Raw genomic sequence first — 18527 nt, 5'->3', positions numbered from 1 at the left:
AGCCTATGAGACGGACGGTTATATTATGATTTGTTCTTCTTTTACCTGAGTCTTAAATTTTGCCCGAAGCATCATCTGGTAGAGGGCATCCGCTTTTCTCTCTGTTTGAAGCATCTGTTCCTGGACCTTCGTAAGCGGATCGTGAAGCGGTCTTAAATGTCGGACCATCGGCCAGGTTTTTTTCTTTTTGATTTCCCGGATCAGAGAGGAAGCCTCTTTTTTAAAGCCAAGGATCTGAAAATACAGGGGCTGTTCTGAGCGGGTATAGCTGTCCTTTATTTCCTGCTTCATGCCGAGGAGGATGTGCAGGAGACCTCTGCTTATACGGCTCCAGGTCAGGCTTTTGTTTTTGACGGCTTCGATCTGGCAGGAAAAGGGCTGGCCCGGAACGGTCATACTGATCAGACGGTCACTCAGATCCTTTGAGACGTCCCAATAGTCCTCAAAGGAATCTTCCATGCAGAGTTTATAGGACAGCAGATTGGAAAAATCATCCAGCAGGATGGGAAACCGGCGCCGGTAATCCTCACGGAGGATCGGGTGCAGATTTTCCGGCATGCTTTCCAGACACTTGTTAAGGCCGTCAAAAACAGCCAGCTGTGACCGGATGGCGGAGGCAGAGCTGATGCTGCCGGTCAGGTCAAGACTCCGGTGGCTGCTCTGTTTCCTTGGGATACAGAATGGACGGATGCTGCTGTTTCTGCGTTTCAGCGCCATGATATATTCGAGCCCCAGAAGGTTGTTTGGCTCTCTGAGGATATCGGCGTCACTCTTGGAACAGCCAAGTGAGAGAATCGCTTTTTCCCTCGCTTTGGGATAGGAAATGCCGGTCTTTAAAAATTTTCTGATCTGCTCAGTGAGATCCTCCTCTCTGTCTGCAAGAAGGCTTCCGAGGGAGATCAGAAGGCTCAGAGATCCGCATTCACTCCCGAAAGAGAGAATGTCTACCACACCAAGGCCTTCCAGGAGGGCGACACTGCCGTCTGCAAAATACGGGGCGCTGCCGGAGGAAAACCAGAGCGGCAGCTCCAGCGCCAGGTCGGCTCCGTTCATGAGTGCCATTCTGGCCCTTGTTTTTTTTTCGATGACGGCCGGGGCGCCGCGCTGTACATAATTTCCGCTCATCAGTGCAATGATATAATCAGCGCCTAAGATGCGCTTTGTCTCTTCGATATGATAAAGATGTCCGTTGTGAAATGGGTTATACTCACAGATAATTGCCGCAGTTTTCATTGCTGCTCTCCTTTCTTTTGTGAAATCATTATAACAAAGAACTCAAAAAAGGTAAAATTGCACAAAAAAGAGGAAATAAAAGGCTGAAACTTGCTATTAAAAATAAAAGATAGTAAAATGAAAACATTATGAGATGAGATGTACTAGGAAAAGTACAACAAGGCATATTGTATACAACAAACGAATATTGTATAATTTCCATGAGAAGAATTCATCTTTGTAGAAAGTTGGAAGGAGCAACGTAATGAGTTTTATTGATGTGATTAAAGTACGAGCTAAGAGTGAGAAAAAAAAGATTGTTTTGCCTGAGACCGGAGATCCCCGTACTCTCGAGGCGGCAGACACAGTGCTGAGAGAAGGGATAGCTGACATTATTCTTGTGGGAAACGAGGAGGAGATTTTAAGCCGCGCAGAGGGATTAGATCTATCCAAGGCCTATTTTGTAGATCCAAATAACTGCGAAAGACTCAATACATACATCGAATCTTTGTGCGAAGCCAGAAAGAGCAAGGGACTGCTTCCGGAAGACGCAAAAGAAATCCTGCTTTCCAACCCGCTGTTTTTCGGAGCTACGATGGTGCGTGCCGGAGATGCGGACGGTATGGTTGCGGGGGCGGTAAACTCATCCGCCAACGTTCTGCGGTCTGCCCTTCAGGTTGTCAAGACGGCTCCGGGGACAAGGATCGTTTCTGCCTTCTTCCTGATGGTAGTGCCGGACTGTGAACTCGGCGCCAACGGCACTTTCGTATTCGCAGACTGTGGATTGAATCAGAATCCGAATTCAGAACAGCTGGCAGCCATTGCCGGAAGCTCTGCGCAGACGTTTAAACAGCTGGTTGGAGAAGAACCGAGGGTTGCCATGCTTTCCCATTCCACAGTGGGAAGTGCAAAGCACGACGATGTGACAAAGGTTGTGGAAGCAACAGCGATCGCAAAGAGAGATTATCCGGATACACTGATCTGCGGAGAACTGCAGCTGGATGCGGCGATTGTTCCTGAGGTGGCTGCATCAAAGGCTCCGAGAAGCGAAGTGGCAGGAAAAGCCAATGTGCTCGTCTTCCCGGACCTGGATGCAGGAAATATCGGATACAAATTAGTCCAGAGGCTGGCAAAAGCGGAAGCCTACGGCCCGGTTACCCAGGGGATTGCAAAGCCTGTCAATGACTTGTCCCGTGGATGCAAGGCGGAGGATATCGTCGGAGTTGTGGCGATTACAGCAGTGCAGGCGCAGCTTACGGAGAACAATTAGAGATTAAAAGATTAGAATATATAGGAGAATGAAGATGAAAGTTTTAGTTATTAATTGCGGAAGTTCCTCCCTCAAATACCAGTTGATCGATTCAGACACAGAAGACGTACTGGCAAAAGGTCTCTGTGAGAGGATCGGGATTGACGGAGCCCTGACGCATGAGCCTGCCGGAAAAGACAAGATCAAGACTACTCCGGCTATGCCGGACCACAAGACGGCCATCGGCATTGTGCTTGAGCAGCTTACAGACAAAGAAAACGGTGTGATCGCATCTTTGGACGAGATCAGTGCCGTGGGACACAGAGTCGTACACGGCGGAGAAAAGTTTACGAAATCCTGCATTATCACAGAGGATGTGTTAAAAGAGATCGAGGAGTGCAACGTATTTGCACCGCTCCATAACCCTGCGGCTCTGATCGGAATTGAGGCCTGCCGGGAACTCATGAAGAATAAGCCGATGGTGGCAGTTTTTGATACCGCATTCCATCAGACGATGCCGGAAAAAGCATTTCTCTATGGAATCCCGAGAAAGTACTATGATGAAGACGGAATCCGCCGCTATGGATTCCACGGGACTTCTCATCAGTTTGTTTCCCGTGAGGCTGCCAAAATGCTCGGAAAAGACATCAAGGATATCAATATCATCGTATGCCATTTAGGAAACGGTGCCAGTGTCACAGCAGTCAAAGGCGGAGAGTCTGTAGATACTTCTATGGGGCTGACACCGCTTGAAGGGCTGATCATGGGTACACGTTCCGGAGACCTGGATCCGGCGATCCTTGAGTTTATCGCTAACAAAGAAAATAAAACCGTGTCCGAAGTAGTCAGTATCTTAAACAAAGAATCCGGAGTGCTCGGAATGTCCAGCGGTATTTCTTCTGATTTCAGAGATGTCAAAGCCGCAAAGGCAGAGGGCAACAAAGCGGCAGAGGCTGCGATGGCTGCTTATGTTTACCGTGTGGCAAAATATATCGGAGCTTACACTGTGGCTATGAACGGGGTGGACGCCATCGCCTTCACAGCGGGACTGGGAGAAAATGACGACGCCACGAGAGCGGCCATCGGAGAATATCTGGATTGCATCGGTGCAAAGATCGATGCTCAGAAGAACGATGTGCATGGAAAAGCGGCGGTCATTTCAACGGATGATTCCAGGGTCAAAGTGCTCTGTATTCCGACCAACGAGGAAGTGATGATCGCAAGGGATACGGTAGCCCTTGTAAAATAAAATTACTTGACAAACAAATATTGCGTTTGTATAATAGACAAGTATGAAATTTTAGGAGATAGTATGCTGATTCAGTTATCAAAATTGTTATCAATGCCGGATCATGAAGAGACGGTGGAATGTTCCATGGATATGGAGGAGCTTATTCTCAAAAGAGAAAGCTATCCGATCCTCGAAAAGCCTTCTTTTCCGGTTATTTTAAAAAATGAAGGGAAGAGGACGGTTTCCGTCTCATTTCAGACAAGCATCACAGTCGGGATGCCCTGTGACCGGTGTCTCACCGAGGTTCCGGAAAAGATCAGGCTCAATGTCTCAAAGACATTGGATTTTGATGACATAGAAGAAACTTGTAAGGATCAAGTGTCTTTCGTAGATGGAAGCAGTCTTAATGTGGATAAACTTATTCTTGAAGAAGTGATTCCCCTGCTGCCAACAAAGGTGTTATGCGGTGAAGACTGCAGAGGGCTTTGTCCAGTGTGCGGAACGAATCTGAACAAGGAAGAGTGTGGCTGTGACCGGGCGGTTAAAGATCCGCGGATGGCAGCTATCCAGGATATTTTTAAGAATTTTAAGGAGGTGTAATACCAATGTCAATCTGTCCGAAGAATAAATCTTCAAAAGCGAGAAGAGATAAACGTAGAGCTAACTGGAAAATGACTGCACCAGCTTTAGTAAAATGCAGCAAGTGCGGTGAATTAATGATGCCTCACAGAGTGTGCAAAGCCTGCGGATCTTACAATAAAAGAGAAATCGTAAATGCTCAGTAAGAGTTGACAGCAGCATATGTTGTCATGAATTGCCATGCGTTTAGACTTTATGAGTTTAAGCGGATGGCATTTCTTTTCATCTGGTAATTTTGTATCAAGGAGGTTGTAAATGGAAAAGATAGTTAAAGTAGCGCTGGATGCCATGGGAGGGGACAATGCCCCCGGAGAGATCGTAAAAGGCGCGGTGGATGCGGTGAACGAAAACAGCAATATTAAAGTTTACCTTGTCGGAAAATCCCCGAGAATCCACGAGGAATTAAAGAAATACCGATATAAGAGCGAGCAGATCGAAGTGATCAATGCAGAAGAAGAAATTTCTTGTGATGAATCACCGGTAGAGGCGATTCGTAAGAAGAAAGATTCTTCCATGGTAGTCGGGATGAAGATGGTAAAAGACCAGACTGCAGATGCATTCGTATCGGCGGGAAGTTCAGGAGCGATTCTCGTGGGAGGACAGTTCGTGGTGGGCAGGATCAAAGGGGTGAAACGCGCGCCTCTGGCCGCTCTGATGCCGACTACAAAAGGGGTTTCCCTGATCATCGACAGCGGCGCCAACATGGACGCAAAACCGGAATACCTTCTGGAATTTGCAAAGATGGGTTCTATTTATATGGAAGACGTGGTAGGTGTTAAAAATCCGAAAGTTGCCATCGTAAATGTCGGCGTGGAAGAGGCAAAGGGAAACGCACTTGTAAAAGAAACATTTCCTCTTTTGAAGGAATGTGAGGAGATCAACTTTACCGGAAGCATCGAGGCCAGAGAAATTCATTCCGGTCAGGCAGATGTAGTAGTCTGTGATGCTTTTGTGGGAAATGTGATCCTGAAATTGTCAGAAGGCCTGTCCTCAACACTGATGTCAATTGTAAAAGACGGAATGATGCAGAGTCTCCGCGGAAAGATCGGAGGGCTTCTCGTAAAACCGTCACTGAAAAAGACCCTGAAACGCTTTGACGCATCGGAACACGGCGGAGCTCCTCTTCTCGGTTTAAACGGCCTGGTCGTGAAGATGCACGGGAGTTCCAAGGCAAAAGAGACGAAGAATGCGATCATACAGTGTATTGCTTTTTCAGAGGCAAAAATCAATGAAAAGATCAAAGAACAGATTGTAAAGGAAAAATAAAAGGTATGAATCAATCAAATCAGGAAGATTTCCAGAAAAAAATCAAGATTCGTTTTCATGACAAGAAATTGCTGACGACTGCACTGACCCACAGTTCCTATGCAAATGAGCGGAAACTTCCCCGGGGGAAAGACAATGAACGGCTGGAGTTTTTGGGAGATGCGGTGCTGGAACTGATCATGAGCGACTATCTGTTTAAGACTTACAAAGACGAACCGGAGGGAAAACTGACAAAAATGAGAGCTAGCCTTGTCTGCGAGCCTACTCTGGCATTTTGCGCCAAGGATCTCGCTCTGGGCGATTATCTGCTGCTGAGCAAAGGGGAAGACCTGACCGGAGGAAGGGAGAGGGATTCCATCTTATCGGATGCGTTTGAGGCCGTGATCGGAGCCGTATATCTGGATCAGGGCTTCGATGAGGCCAGAAAGTTCGTGGAAACGTATCTGCTTCAGGACGTGGATGAAAAGGTGTTGTTTTATGACGCCAAAACTTCGCTCCAGGAACTTGTGCAGAGCTTCTCCAAGCAGCCCCTTACTTATGAACTGATAAAGGAAGAGGGACCTGACCACCAGAAGACTTTCACGGTGGAGGCCAGGCTCGGGGAAAAAGTCATTGGAACCGGAACGGGAAGAAGCAAGAAAAGTGCGGAGCAGACGGCAGCCTATGAGGCAATGAAACATAAGGACGGGATATTGAGGTAGCTATGTATCTGAAAAGCATTGAAGTGAATGGATTTAAATCCTTCGCCAACAAAATGATTTTTAAATTTGACAGCGGCATCACGGGAATTGTTGGTCCCAACGGAAGCGGAAAAAGCAATGTGGCGGATGCGGTCCGGTGGGTGCTCGGAGAACAGAGCGCAAAACAGCTCCGGGGCGCCAAGATGGAAGACGTGATTTTTTCCGGCACGGAGATGAGAAAGCCGATGGGTTCTGCTTACGTTGCCATCACTATGGACAACAGCGATCACAGTCTGCCGATCGGGTTTGAAGAGGTCACGGTGGCCAGGAGAGTTTACCGCTCCGGTGAAAGCGAATATCTGATGAATGGCAGTCCGTGCAGGCGGAAAGATATCGTGGAATTGTTTTTTGATACCGGAATAGGCAAAGAGGGCTATTCTATTATCGGTCAGGGACAGATCGACCAGATTTTGAGCGGTAAGCCGGAGGATCGGAGAGAACTGTTCGATGAGGCTGCCGGCATCGTAAAATATAAAAAGAATAAACTTGAGACAGAAAAATCTCTGGAGGCAGAACGGGAAAACTTAAACCGGGTAACGGATATCCTTTCGGAACTGGAACGGCAGGTTGGCCCTCTGAAGTCTCAGTCTGAAAAGGCAAGAGAATATCTCTCGTACAGAGACAGGCTGAAGGAATATGACACATCAATGTTCCTCATGGAAAACGGCCGGCTGTCCGATGAGATCGAGAGTCTGGATGGGAAGATCCGGATCGCCCAGGGAGAAGTGGATGACGCGGACAGGCGCCTGGAACAGACGAAAGCTGAGTATGAGAGACAGGACCGGTATTTAAATGAGCTGAAACACAAGATCGAGGCCGGGACAGAAGAACTTTCTATGGCCAAAGTCGACAAAGAGAAACAGGAAGGCCAGATCAAGGTCTTAAGAGAACAGATGAACACGGAGCGGATGAGGGAGACTCATCTGACATCTGACATCCGCCGGCTTACCGGAGAAAAAGAGGACAAGTGCTCACAGCTTTCTGAACTTCGAAAAGAGCGCAGGGAAATCGAAGAGGCGGTTTTGAAAGCCCAGGAAGATACTGTGGAAAGAGAGAGCAGAGTCGCATTTCTCCAGAAGGATATTCAGGATACGGAGAAAGAACTTGAGAAGCTTCGCAGAAATCAGCAGAGTTTTGCCAACAATCAGATGAATCTTTCCAACAGGCTGCAGCATGTGGAGACTGTGAGGGAGCAGCTGGATGTGCGGATTCGCCATCTGATCTCGCAGGCAGAAAACTCCGGACATCACAGGGCAGAGCAGGAGAAGAGAAAAGAACAGGAAGAATATAAGAGGCTCGGACTGGCGGAAGAAAAAAGGCGGATCCTCAAGGAACTGGAGACAGAGCAGGAGATCTGCGGCGGACTGGGAGATGAGAGAAGATCCGTCCAGGAGGAGCTCACCCTGAAAAAGGAGGGTTTCCACAGGAGCCAGTCCAGCTATGAGACGTTAAGAAACATGGCAGAACGCTATGAGGGATATGGATTCGGCATCAAGAGGGTGATGGAGCAGAAGGAGAGATATCCGGGCATTATCGGTGCTGTAGCCGATATCATGAAAGTCAGGAAAAAATATGAACTTGCCGTGGAGACTGCTCTCGGAGGAGCGATTCAAAATGTAGTCACGGATACCCAGCAGACGGCCAAGGAAATGATCGAATTTCTGAAAAAAAACCGGTACGGCAGGGTGACATTCCTTCCGCTCAACGCAGTAAAGCACAGGGGCGGATTTCCAAGGCCTGAGGCAGTGCATGAGAAGGGAGTGATCGGCACCTGTGACCGTCTCGCCAGCTATGAAGACAGGTTTTCAGACTTGTTCCAGTCACTTCTCAGCCGTGTACTCGTAGTGGAATCCATCGACGACGGGATTCGGATCGCAGCAAAGTACAAACACTCTTTCCGCATCGTAACGCTGGAAGGGGATGCACTGAACCCCGGGGGTTCTATGTCCGGAGGTGCCTATAAGAATAAGAGCAATCTTCTCGGAAGAAACCGTGAATTAAAAGAACTTGAGCAAAAGCTCCTAAAGGACAGAGATGAAATTCTGCGTCTCTCCAAAGTGCTTGAGGAAAAGACAGAGCAGTACGGGCAGGCGGAAAAGAAGATCAGCCGTTTAAAAGGCAGGATTCAGGAAAATACGCTTCGGGAAAACACTGTGGTGATGACGATGAAATCCATTGACAAACAGATTCATGAGGAAGCAGAGAGGGAGCAGGAATATTTAGATCAGGCTCAGGCTCTGCGCCAAGAATACCGGTCCATGGATGGCGATGTGACATCTTTATCTGATAAAAAACAGGTGCTGGAGGAAGCAAACCAGACCGAAGAACAGAAGATCCACAGCCTTTCCAAACATTTGGAGGAAGCCAGACGCATGGCAGAAGAAAAGGCCAGGGAAGTTTCCGAGGCACATATGAAAGCCGGCCAGTTGAAGCAGCGCCAGGATTTTATCATGAGCGGCGGAGAACGGCTTCGTCTGGAACTTTTAAAAATTGAAGAGGATCTGGAGGCACTTGGCAGGCAGACCGGTTCTGTCGATTCATCCATCGGAGACATTGAGAGGCAGATAGAAGCATGCAGACAGGGGGTCCAATCAAAAAGTCTCTGGATCGAAAAAGAAGAGAAGAATCTTTCTCAAAAGCAGAGGCTGCTTTCAGAGACTGAGGAGAAGTATAAGGAGAGTCTGAAAGTCAGAGAAGAACTTATGCAGAGAGTCAACGGTTTTGACAAAGAAGTGCTGAGGCTTACGTCTGCAAGGGAAAAGCTTGAGGAAAAACAGCAGGAGCTCCTGGAATACATGTGGGAGAATTATGAGCTTACATATCATCAGGCAAAATCGCTGTCAGGGGAAGAACCTCAGGAAAGCCTTACAGAATTGAAGAAGAAAATTGCTGAGATCAAGACACAGATCAGGGAACTGGGGCCGGTGAATGTCAATGCAATAGAGGACTACAAAGATGTTTTGGAGAGATATGAATTTCTGAAAAAACAGCACGAAGATATCGTAAAGGCAGAGGCACATCTGGCAGGGCTGATTAATGAACTGGAAGCTGCCATGAGGAATCAGTTCAGAGAGAAATTTAAGGATATTCAGGAGATGTTCCAGACGGTGTTTCAGGAACTTTTCGGGGGAGGATATGCAAGGCTTGAACTCACCGACGACGATGTGCTGGAGTCCGGTATCCGGATTATTGCACAGCCGCCGGGGAAAAAATTGCAGAATATGATGCAGCTTTCCGGAGGAGAAAAGGCCCTGACAGCTATTTCCCTTCTGTTTGCTATTCAAAATCTGAAACCTTCGCCGTTTTGCCTGCTGGATGAAATCGAGGCTGCGCTGGATGATTCCAATGTGGCAAGATTTGCACAATACCTGCATAAGCTTACAAAAGAAACACAATTTATTGTAATTACCCACAGACGTGGTACAATGACAGCAGCGGATATTTTATATGGGATCACCATGCAGGAGAAAGGTATCTCCACACTGGTGTCCGTGAGTCTGATCGAAAACGATCTGGACGAATAAAGCTTTGATAGGAAGGAGATTTGAAATGGCAGAAAAGAAAGGATTCTTCAGCAGACTGGCTGCAGGACTTACAAAGACCAGAGATAACATTGCCTCAGGTTTTGACTCTATTTTTAAAGGGTTTTCCAGCATTGACGATGATTTTTATGAAGAACTGGAAGAGATAATGATCATGAGCGACATGGGGATTGATACTACCATGAGCATCATTGAAAATCTGAAAAAGAAAGTAAAAGAAGATAAGATCAAAGAGCCGGAAGAGTGCAGGCAGGTTCTCATTGACTCCATTAAGGAGCAGATGAAGCTGGACGAAGAGGCATATGATTTTAAAGATAAAAAGAGCGTTGTGCTGGTCATCGGCGTCAATGGCGTGGGCAAGACCACATCAGTGGGCAAAATGGCATCCCTGCTGAAAGGCGAGGGGAAGAAGGTCATGATGGCGGCGGCGGACACATTCCGTGCGGGTGCTATTGAACAGCTGAAAGAGTGGGCAGGCCGCGCCGGTGTAGATATTATCAGCCAGGCTGAAGGGGCGGACCCGGCAGCCGTGGTGTACGATGCGGTTTCCGCTGCGAAAGCCAGGAATGTAGATGTGCTTCTGTGTGACACGGCCGGAAGGCTTCACAACAAAAAGAACCTGATGGATGAACTGAAGAAGATCAACCGCATTGTTGAGCGGGAATACCCGGAAGCGTACAAGGAGACACTCATCGTACTGGACGGCACGACGGGTCAGAATGCCCTTGCACAGGCAAAACAGTTTAAAGAGGCCACAGACATCTCCGGTATTATCCTGACAAAGCTGGATGGTACGGCAAAGGGAGGCATAGCCATAGCAATCCAGGCAGAACTGGGAATTCCGGTGAAATATATCGGAATCGGCGAACAGGTGGATGACCTGCAGCCGTTTGATCCGGATATGTTTGTAAACGCACTGTTTGATAGAGGAGATGAGTAGATGTTAACATTAAACAAATTCGAGAAAGCATATGACAAAGTACAGGAGATCGTTCTGCCCACAAAACTGATCAAAAGCGATTATTTTTCTGAGCAGACAGGAAACCTCGTTTATTTGAAGCCGGAAAACATGCAGCTGACCGGTGCCTATAAAATACGGGGAGCGTATTATAAGATCAGCACACTGAACGAAGAAGAAAAAGTAAAAGGACTGATCACCGCATCTGCCGGAAATCACGCGCAGGGAGTGGCGCTGGCCGCAAAGAGACAGGGTGTGAAGGCTACCATCGTTATGCCGACTACGACTCCGCTTTTGAAAGTCAACCGGACGAAAGATTTAGGCGCAAAAGTGGTCCTTTACGGAGATGTCTATGATGAAGCGTGTGAACATGCGCTGAAGCTTGCACAGGAGAAAGGATTTACATTTGTGCATCCCTTTGATGATCTGGCTGTTGCAACAGGGCAGGGGACCATTGCGATGGATATCTTCAAGGAACTGCCTACCGTGGATTATATTTTAGTACCGATCGGCGGGGGAGGACTTGCGACAGGAGTTTCTACCCTGGCCAAGCTTTTAAATCCAAAGATCAAAGTCATCGGTGTTGAGCCTGCGGGAGCGGCCTGCATGAAGGCTTCACTGGAGGCCGGAAAAGTTGTATCCTGCGAACATGTAAATACCATCGCCGACGGTACGGCTGTTCAGACGCCGGGGAAAAAGATATTCCCTTACATACAAAACAATATCGACGATATCATTACGGTAGAAGATGAAGAACTGATCCCGTGCTTTCTGGATCTTTTGGAAAACCATAAGATGCTTGCAGAGAACTCAGGCCTCCTTACCATTGCGGCACTGAAGCATCTAAAAGCAGAGGGGAAAAAAGTGGTCCCGATCATCAGCGGCGGAAATATGGATGTTATTACGATTGCATCTTTGGTACAGCACGGTCTGATTATCAGGGACAGGATTTTTACGGTTTCCGTATTTCTGCCGGACAAGCCGGGAGAACTCACGAGAGTTTCAAGGGTTATCTCCCAGGCTCAGGGCAATATCGTGAAGTTAGAGCATAACCAGTTTGTAAGTATCAACAGAAACAGCGCAGTGGAACTTACGATCACGATGGAAGCTTTCGGTACAGAGCATAAAAACAAGATCATCAAGGCGCTTCAGGACACCGGCTATAAACCGGAAATCAGAAGCTCAAAAAGTGTGTTTTAGCAGTTTTTACAAAGGATAAATAAAAGTCATCAAAAAACAGTTTCCGCAGAAGACAGAAACTGTTTTTTTGCACTTTTTAGTGCATCACAGTGTTACAATAAGTGCAAAAATTAGGTTTTCAAAATTAACAAAAAAAGGACGGAAAAAATGTATTAAATTTTGTACAATTTGTTGTATAAAGTCCCCTTTTTATGTTATAATAGGTTTATGAAACAGATGTCAGCAATTTGATCTTGTAAAGGACAGCATCGGTTACGTTCTTAGCTATACAGAATTTGATTATACGTAGATTAGGAAGTGTGATTTTGACCATTTGCAAGGACAAAATGGTGAAATTTGCACTTTTTTTATTAGCTTATACATATAATACTTAGTATGTATTTGAAGGAGGAGGATTTATCCCATGGAAACAAACATTAGCAAAGAGGACTTATATTTATTTCAGACGGGAAAAGCGCAGAAAGCATATTTAATGTTTGGATGCCATTACTTGAAAGAAGCGGACTCCCACGAGTTTGTGGTATGGGCGCCAAATGCCAAGTCTGTCAGTCTGGTCGGAGATTTTAATCAGTGGAATCCGCTTTCACATCCGATGAAGCAGACAGAACCGGGGATTTACTCGATCCAGGTAGAAGGACTGGAAAAAGGGGATTTATATAAATACTACGTGGAAGGCATGGACGGCAAATGCAGATATAAGAGTGATCCGTTCGCATTTTATTCAGAGATGAGACCGGATACGGCATCTGTTGTGTGGGATGAGCTCGACGGTTTTTCGTGGAGGGACAAGCGCTATTTAAGCCGCAGAAAGAAAAAACAGGATGTAAGCCAGCCGATGTCCGTTTACGAGATGCACCTGGGCACATGGAAGATGCCGAAAGAGGAAGAGCGGGAGTTTTATAATTACCGTGAGATTGCAGACATGCTCGTTCCATATCTGCAGAAGATGGGATATACCCATGTAGAACTGATGCCGGTGACAGAATACCCGTATGATCTTTCATGGGGCTATCAGGTGACCGGATACTATTCTGTGACTTCCCGCTACGGCACACCGGAAGATTTTATGTATTTTATAGATAAGCTTCACCGGGCAGATATCGGCGTGATCTTAGACTGGGTGCCTGCACATTTTCCGAGGGATGAACACGGACTTGCCCTGTTTGACGGATCCCACATTTATGACCACGCAGACCCGAGAAAAGGAAGCCAGCCGGACTGGGGCACACTGCTGTTTAACTATGGAAAGCCGGAAGTGCAGAGTTTTCTGATCTCCAGCGCCGTATTTTTTGCCGAGAAATATCACATCGACGGTATCCGAATTGATGCGGTCAGCGCCATGCTGTATCTGGATTTCGGCAAAAAGCCGGGAGAGTTTGTGCCCAATGAAGACGGTACCAATATCAATTACGAAGCCGTAGAGTTTCTTCAGAAGCTGAATCATACGATGCGCTCTAATTTTGACGGATTCATCACAGTGGCTGAGGAATCTACCGCGTATCCTAAAGTGACCAGCAGTATAGATGATGAAGAAGGACTTGGATTTACATATAAGTGGAACATGGGATATATGCACGACTCCCTCTATTACATGGAACTGGATTCCCTGTTCCGGAAAGAAAACCATGGAGCCATTGTATTCTCTATGGACTATGCGTACAGTGAAAACTATATCCTGCCATACTCACACGATGAAGTTGTGCACGGAAAAGGTTCCATGATTAACAAAATGTTCGGAGAATACGAGCAGAAGTTTGGGTCACTGAAAACGCTGTATGGATTTATGTTTGCTCATCCGGGAAAGAAACTGCTGTTCATGGGCGACGACTTTGCACAGTTTGTAGAGTGGAGAGACAAGGAAGAATTAGACTGGTTCCTGATCGATGAATACGAGACACATAAAACCATGAACGATTATGTGGCGAAGTTAAACGAACTTTACTGCAGCGAACCGGCTCTGTACGAACTGGACAACAAACCGGAAGGATTTGAATGGCTGCTTCAGAGAGATGCAGATCACAGTGTTGTGGCATTCATCAGAAAATCTAAAAAGCGCAGAGGAAAACCGCAGGAGCAGATCGTGTGTATCTTTAACTTTACGCCGGTAGAGTGGGATAAGTACCATATCCCGATGCCGAAAGGCGGAAAGCTTACAAAGATCCTGGATACCGGGGATAAGGTATACGGAGGAACCGGAGAAGTCAGCCAGAAGTCGGCGAAAGTCCGGAAAAAGAAGATCAAAGGCAAGAGGAACGCCTGTGAGCATTATGCGGTCATCACATTAAAACCGCTCAGTGCTGTTATGTATAAATATACGCTGGAAGACACTCCGGCCAAGAAGAAGGCGGAACAAAAGAAGGCAGCAGCAAAGAAGCCGTCACCGAAAGTAGCGGAGACTGTAAAAACTGAGGCTGTAAAGACACCGGTGAAAAAGGAAGCTTCTAAAATTACAGAACCGGCAGCGGCAAAAAAGGAGACCCCAAAAACTGCGGAACCGGTAGCAGTGAAGAAAGCCGAGAAGCCGGAAGCAAAAAAAGAACAGACAACAAAAGATATACAAAAACCTAAAAAGAAGGAGGCCGAAAAAGAAGTAAAGCAGCAGACTGAAGTTTCCACTAAAAAGAAAACAGCAGCGAAGAGTGCAGATAAAAAAGAAGAAACAAAATAGGTATTGTGAGAAGGAGGAAAACTATGATTACAAAAAAAGAATGTGTAGCAATGTTGCTGGCAGGCGGCCAGGGAAGCCGATTATTTGCGTTGACCCAGAAGAAGGCGAAGCCTGCCGTTCCCTACGGCGGTAAATATAAGATTATAGATTTTCCGTTATCCAACTGCGCGAATTCAGGGATCGATACCGTGGGTGTCCTGACTCAGTATGAACCCCTGGAGCTTAATTCCTATATCGGAACTGGAGGATTCTGGGATTTAGACAATATGAACGGAGGAGCCTTCGTGCTTCCGCCGTATGTGAGAGGAGAAAAAGGGAATTGGTACCGCGGAACTGCTGATGCCATTTACCAGAATATCAATTTCATCGACAACTATGATCCGGACCACATCATTGTATTGTCCGGTGACCAGATCTGCTGTATGGATTACCAGAAAATGCTCAATTACCATAAGAAGAAAGGTGCTGACTGTACGATCTCTGTACTGGAAGTTACATTGGAAGAAGCGAAGCGTTTTGGGATCATGAACACCGATAAGGACAACAAGATCGAGGAGTTTGAAGAAAAACCGGCTCATCCTAAGAGCACGAAAGCATCTATGGGTATTTATGTGTTCAAATGGAAACTGATCCGCCAGTACCTGATCGATGATGCCAATGATCCAGATTCAGAACACGATTTCGGCAAGAACATCATTCCGAGAATGCTGGAAGAAGGAAAGAAGATGTATGCATACAGCTTTGACGGATACTGGAGAGATGTAGGAACGATATCAAGCCTGTGGGAGGCCAACATGGAGCTGCTGGAAGAGAATCCTCAGCTGAATTTAAATGATGACAAGCTGAAAGTCTACACAAGGACTTACGGACTTCCGCCTCATTACATAGCAGAAGGCGCCAGTGTGAAAAAGAGTATCATCGCAGATGGTTCTTTCATTGAGGGAACCGTGGAAAACTGTGTCATTCATTCCGGCGTAAAGATCGGAAAAGGTGCGGTGGTGAAGAACAGTGTCATCATGAAGGATTCCATCGTCCGGGAAAACAGCGAGATCAATAAAGCGATCATTGATGAAGAAGTTGTCGTGGAAGAAGGAAGCAAAATCGGAGAGGGCAATGAAGTTACCGTCATCGGCTATCACAGTGTGGTGCTTGAGGATGCTGTCGTTGAGGATGGTGCAATGATCTATCCGGAATCTATTTTACACTAGGGAGGTAGAAACTATGGAAAATCAAATGCTTGGAATTATAAATGCAGGAGAAGAAAACAGAAGACTTCAGGATTTGGTGCGCACCCGAAGCTTATCGGCACTCCCGGTAGGCGGAAGATACCGGACCATAGATTTCCTCCTGAGCAATATGGTCAACTCTGCCATTAAAAACGTCGGAATCATGACAAGATACAATTACAGCTCTCTGATGGACCATGTTGGTTCCGGGAAAGACTGGGGCCTCAACAGAAAACGTGGAGGACTTTACACATTTCCTCCGTACATATCAGGAAGCGGAAGATCCGGAGAATATGCCAGTGTCATGGATGGTCTGAGGGGAACTTTGGGATTTTTAAAGAAAGCTACCGAGCCGTATATTCTTCTTGGCCGTTCTTATGTGATATTTAATTCCGATTTTAACGACATGCTGGAAAAGCATATCGACAGCGGCGCAGATATCTCCATGATGTATTTTGACAACAGTGATGACGCCACCAACTGTGATTACGACGGCGTATACCTGAAACCGGATGAGTCCGGACGCATTACGGATATGTGCTATTCTGAGACGAAGCACCGCTACGGTAAGAAGAGCATGGATGTGTATATTATGAAACGGGAACTCCTGATCGACTTTATCCAGGAGGCAGTCTCCCACAACAGAAAACATTTCTTCTTCGACGTACTTATTCCGAATTTTGACCGCCTGTATATTCAGGGCTATGAATACAAAGGATATGTAGGCTGCATCACATCTGTGGAGGCTTATTACAATATTAATATGGATTTATTGAAACAGGATGTGCAGAAAGAACTGTTTTTTGGTAAGAATAAAGTGTATACTAGGACGAGTGACAGTGCGCCTGCCCGCTATGGTATCGAGGCGAATATCAGCAACAGTCTGATCAGCAGCGGCTGTGAAGTCGACGGAACCGTAGAAAATTCTGTTATCTTCCGCGGATGCCAGATTGAAAAAGGCGCAGTGATCAGAAATTCTATCGTTATGGCGGAAGGCTTTATCGGAAAGGGTGCGGACATCAACCATACGATCATGGACCGTCATGTAAAGATCTATTCTAACGCACATTTATCCGGATCCAGACAGCATCCGGTGTTCATACCGAAGGGAGCCAGCGTCAATGAATAAAAGGAATGAGTGTATGATGAACGTACTGATGGTTGCAGCGGAATGTGCTCCCTTTGTGAAGCTGGGCGGCCTTGCCGATGTCATCGGTACTCTGCCGAAGGAGCTCAACAAGCTCCATGTGGATACCAGAGTCATGATGCCGTTCCACCGTCAGATTAAGGATAAGTATGCTGCACAGACAAAGCATATGGCAGATTTTTATATACATTTTGCCGGAAGAGACGTATATGTAGGCGTTGAGGGATTATTTTTCAACGATGTCACATATTACTTTATTGACAATGAAGAGTACTTCGGCGATGCGGTTTACAGGGGCGGGGACGCAGAAGGAGAGCAGTACGCATATTTCTGCCGCGCTGTAATCGAAGCTGCCGGAAGGATTGGATTCCTTCCGAATGTGCTCCACTGCAATGACTGGCAGACCGGGCTGATCCCGCTTCTTTTGAAGACTCAGTACAGCCATTGGGAGATCGGGCGTGCCAGGACGATCTTTACGATTCACAACATGATGTATCAGGGTGAGTATGCCTTTGAGGCTTTTCATCACTGGCTGGGTATCGATCCGAGGTATGATACACCGGAATTTATGCATAATTATGAGTGTGCAAGCTTCATGAAAGCAGCCCTCGTATTTGCAGACCGGATCAGCACGGTAAGTCCCACTTATGCACAGGAGATCAAAACTCCTGAGTTTGCATACAGGCTGGAAGGCATTTTGAATGCCAGAGCCTGGGATACATGGGGAATTGTAAACGGCATCAATACAGAAGAATTTGATCCGGAGACGGACCCGTATCTGCAGTATCATTTTAATAAAGATGATCTGACAGGAAAGAAAAAGAACAAGGAAAAACTGATCAGTGATCTGGGACTGAGCATTTCTCCCGGAGTGCCGATCATCGGCATGGTCAGCCGTCTTACTGCACAGAAGGGACTTGATTTAGTCAAGTATATCCTGGATGAGCTGATGTGTACGGAAGATATTGCTTTCGTCGTATTGGGAACCGGCGATCATGATTATGAAGAATTTTTCCGCTTTATGGAGAATAAGTATAAGGGAAGAGTATGCTCATATATCGCATACAACAATGCGGTGGCTCATCAGATCTACGCTGCCAGCGACTTGTTCCTTATGCCTTCCAAGTTTGAACCGTGCGGCATCTCACAGATGATCGCACTTCGATACGGAACTCTGCCGATCGTGCGGGAGACCGGAGGACTTTGTGACACGGTCCAGAGCTACAATGAATTTGAAGAGACAGGAAACGGATTTTCTTTCAGGAATTATAATGCGCATGAGATGCTTTCGATCATTCGTTATGCATTGAATACGCTGCACAGTCCAAAGCGCAGGAAAGGCTTGATTCAAAGGGCGATGGAGTCTGACAACAGTTTTGGGTCATCAGCCAAAAAATATCTAGAATTATACCAGAGCATTCTTTAGACAACTGGTGAAAGGAGCAACAG

At 46.6% G+C, this 18527-nt stretch carries 14 protein-coding genes; 13 read left to right on the top strand and 1 reads right to left on the bottom strand.

Translation table 11 applies throughout. From position 1 onward, the window contains the following. Positions 1–18 precede the first annotated feature (18 nt). Positions 19–1233, bottom strand: coding sequence for a nucleotidyltransferase family protein (locus CI597_RS05765; RefSeq protein ID WP_024727044.1), 1215 nt, complete (start codon positions 1231–1233; stop codon positions 19–21). 244 nt (positions 1234–1477) lie between these two features. Between CI597_RS05765 and pta the strand changes: the two genes are divergently transcribed. The 13 genes from pta (at position 1478) to glgA (ending at position 18504) form a co-directional block, all read left to right on the top strand. Continuing rightward, on the top strand, positions 1478–2482 hold the full coding sequence (pta, locus tag CI597_RS05760; RefSeq protein WP_024727045.1) for a phosphate acetyltransferase: 1005 nt from the start codon (positions 1478–1480) through the stop codon (positions 2480–2482). Positions 2483–2516: 34 nt separating this feature from the next. Next, entirely contained in the window at positions 2517–3710 is a 1194-nt protein-coding gene (locus tag CI597_RS05755) for an acetate/propionate family kinase (RefSeq protein ID WP_024727046.1), read from the top strand. Positions 3711–3773: 63 nt separating this feature from the next. Next, positions 3774–4292 (top strand): YceD family protein, encoded by a 519-nt coding sequence (locus CI597_RS05750; RefSeq protein WP_024727047.1) that lies wholly within the window; start codon positions 3774–3776, stop codon positions 4290–4292. 5 nt (positions 4293–4297) lie between these two features. Next, positions 4298–4477, top strand: coding sequence for a 50S ribosomal protein L32 (gene rpmF, locus CI597_RS05745; protein ID WP_006565851.1), 180 nt, complete (start codon positions 4298–4300; stop codon positions 4475–4477). A 109-nt stretch (positions 4478–4586) separates the two neighbouring features. Beyond that, positions 4587–5597 (top strand): phosphate acyltransferase PlsX, encoded by a 1011-nt coding sequence (gene plsX / locus CI597_RS05740; protein ID WP_024727048.1) that lies wholly within the window; start codon positions 4587–4589, stop codon positions 5595–5597. A 5-nt stretch (positions 5598–5602) separates the two neighbouring features. Beyond that, positions 5603–6298, top strand: coding sequence for a ribonuclease III (rnc, locus tag CI597_RS05735; RefSeq protein ID WP_024727049.1), 696 nt, complete (start codon positions 5603–5605; stop codon positions 6296–6298). A gap of 2 nt (positions 6299–6300) precedes the next feature. After that, entirely contained in the window at positions 6301–9861 is a 3561-nt protein-coding gene (gene smc, locus CI597_RS05730; protein WP_024727050.1) for a chromosome segregation protein SMC, read from the top strand. A 25-nt stretch (positions 9862–9886) separates the two neighbouring features. Beyond that, the gene (gene ftsY, locus CI597_RS05725) at positions 9887–10819 is read left to right on the top strand and encodes a signal recognition particle-docking protein FtsY (RefSeq protein WP_024727051.1); all 933 of its coding nucleotides are present in this window, start codon (positions 9887–9889) and stop codon (positions 10817–10819) included. Continuing rightward, positions 10820–12037 (top strand): threonine ammonia-lyase, encoded by a 1218-nt coding sequence (gene ilvA, locus CI597_RS05720; protein ID WP_024727052.1) that lies wholly within the window; start codon positions 10820–10822, stop codon positions 12035–12037. It abuts the gene before it with no gap. A gap of 403 nt (positions 12038–12440) precedes the next feature. After that, on the top strand, positions 12441–14705 hold the full coding sequence (glgB, locus tag CI597_RS05715) for a 1,4-alpha-glucan branching protein GlgB (protein WP_024727053.1): 2265 nt from the start codon (positions 12441–12443) through the stop codon (positions 14703–14705). A gap of 23 nt (positions 14706–14728) precedes the next feature. Beyond that, positions 14729–15913 carry a glucose-1-phosphate adenylyltransferase gene (locus CI597_RS05710; protein WP_024727054.1) on the top strand — a complete coding sequence of 395 codons (1185 nt, stop codon included), beginning with the start codon at positions 14729–14731 and terminating at the stop codon, positions 15911–15913. A 13-nt stretch (positions 15914–15926) separates the two neighbouring features. Next, positions 15927–17060 carry a glucose-1-phosphate adenylyltransferase subunit GlgD gene (gene glgD / locus CI597_RS05705; protein ID WP_024727055.1) on the top strand — a complete coding sequence of 378 codons (1134 nt, stop codon included), beginning with the start codon at positions 15927–15929 and terminating at the stop codon, positions 17058–17060. Continuing rightward, complete coding sequence (gene glgA / locus CI597_RS05700) at positions 17053–18504, top strand: glycogen synthase GlgA (protein ID WP_198959573.1); 1452 nt, start codon at positions 17053–17055, stop codon at positions 18502–18504. Before glgD ends, glgA begins: the two co-directional genes overlap by 8 nt. Positions 18505–18527 lie beyond the last annotated feature (23 nt).

This window comes from Anaerostipes hominis (ex Lee et al. 2021), assembly GCF_002270485.1.
Classification (GTDB): Bacteria; Bacillota; Clostridia; order Lachnospirales; family Lachnospiraceae; genus Anaerostipes; species Anaerostipes hominis.
This window is presented reverse-complemented; position numbering and strand designations above follow the sequence as displayed.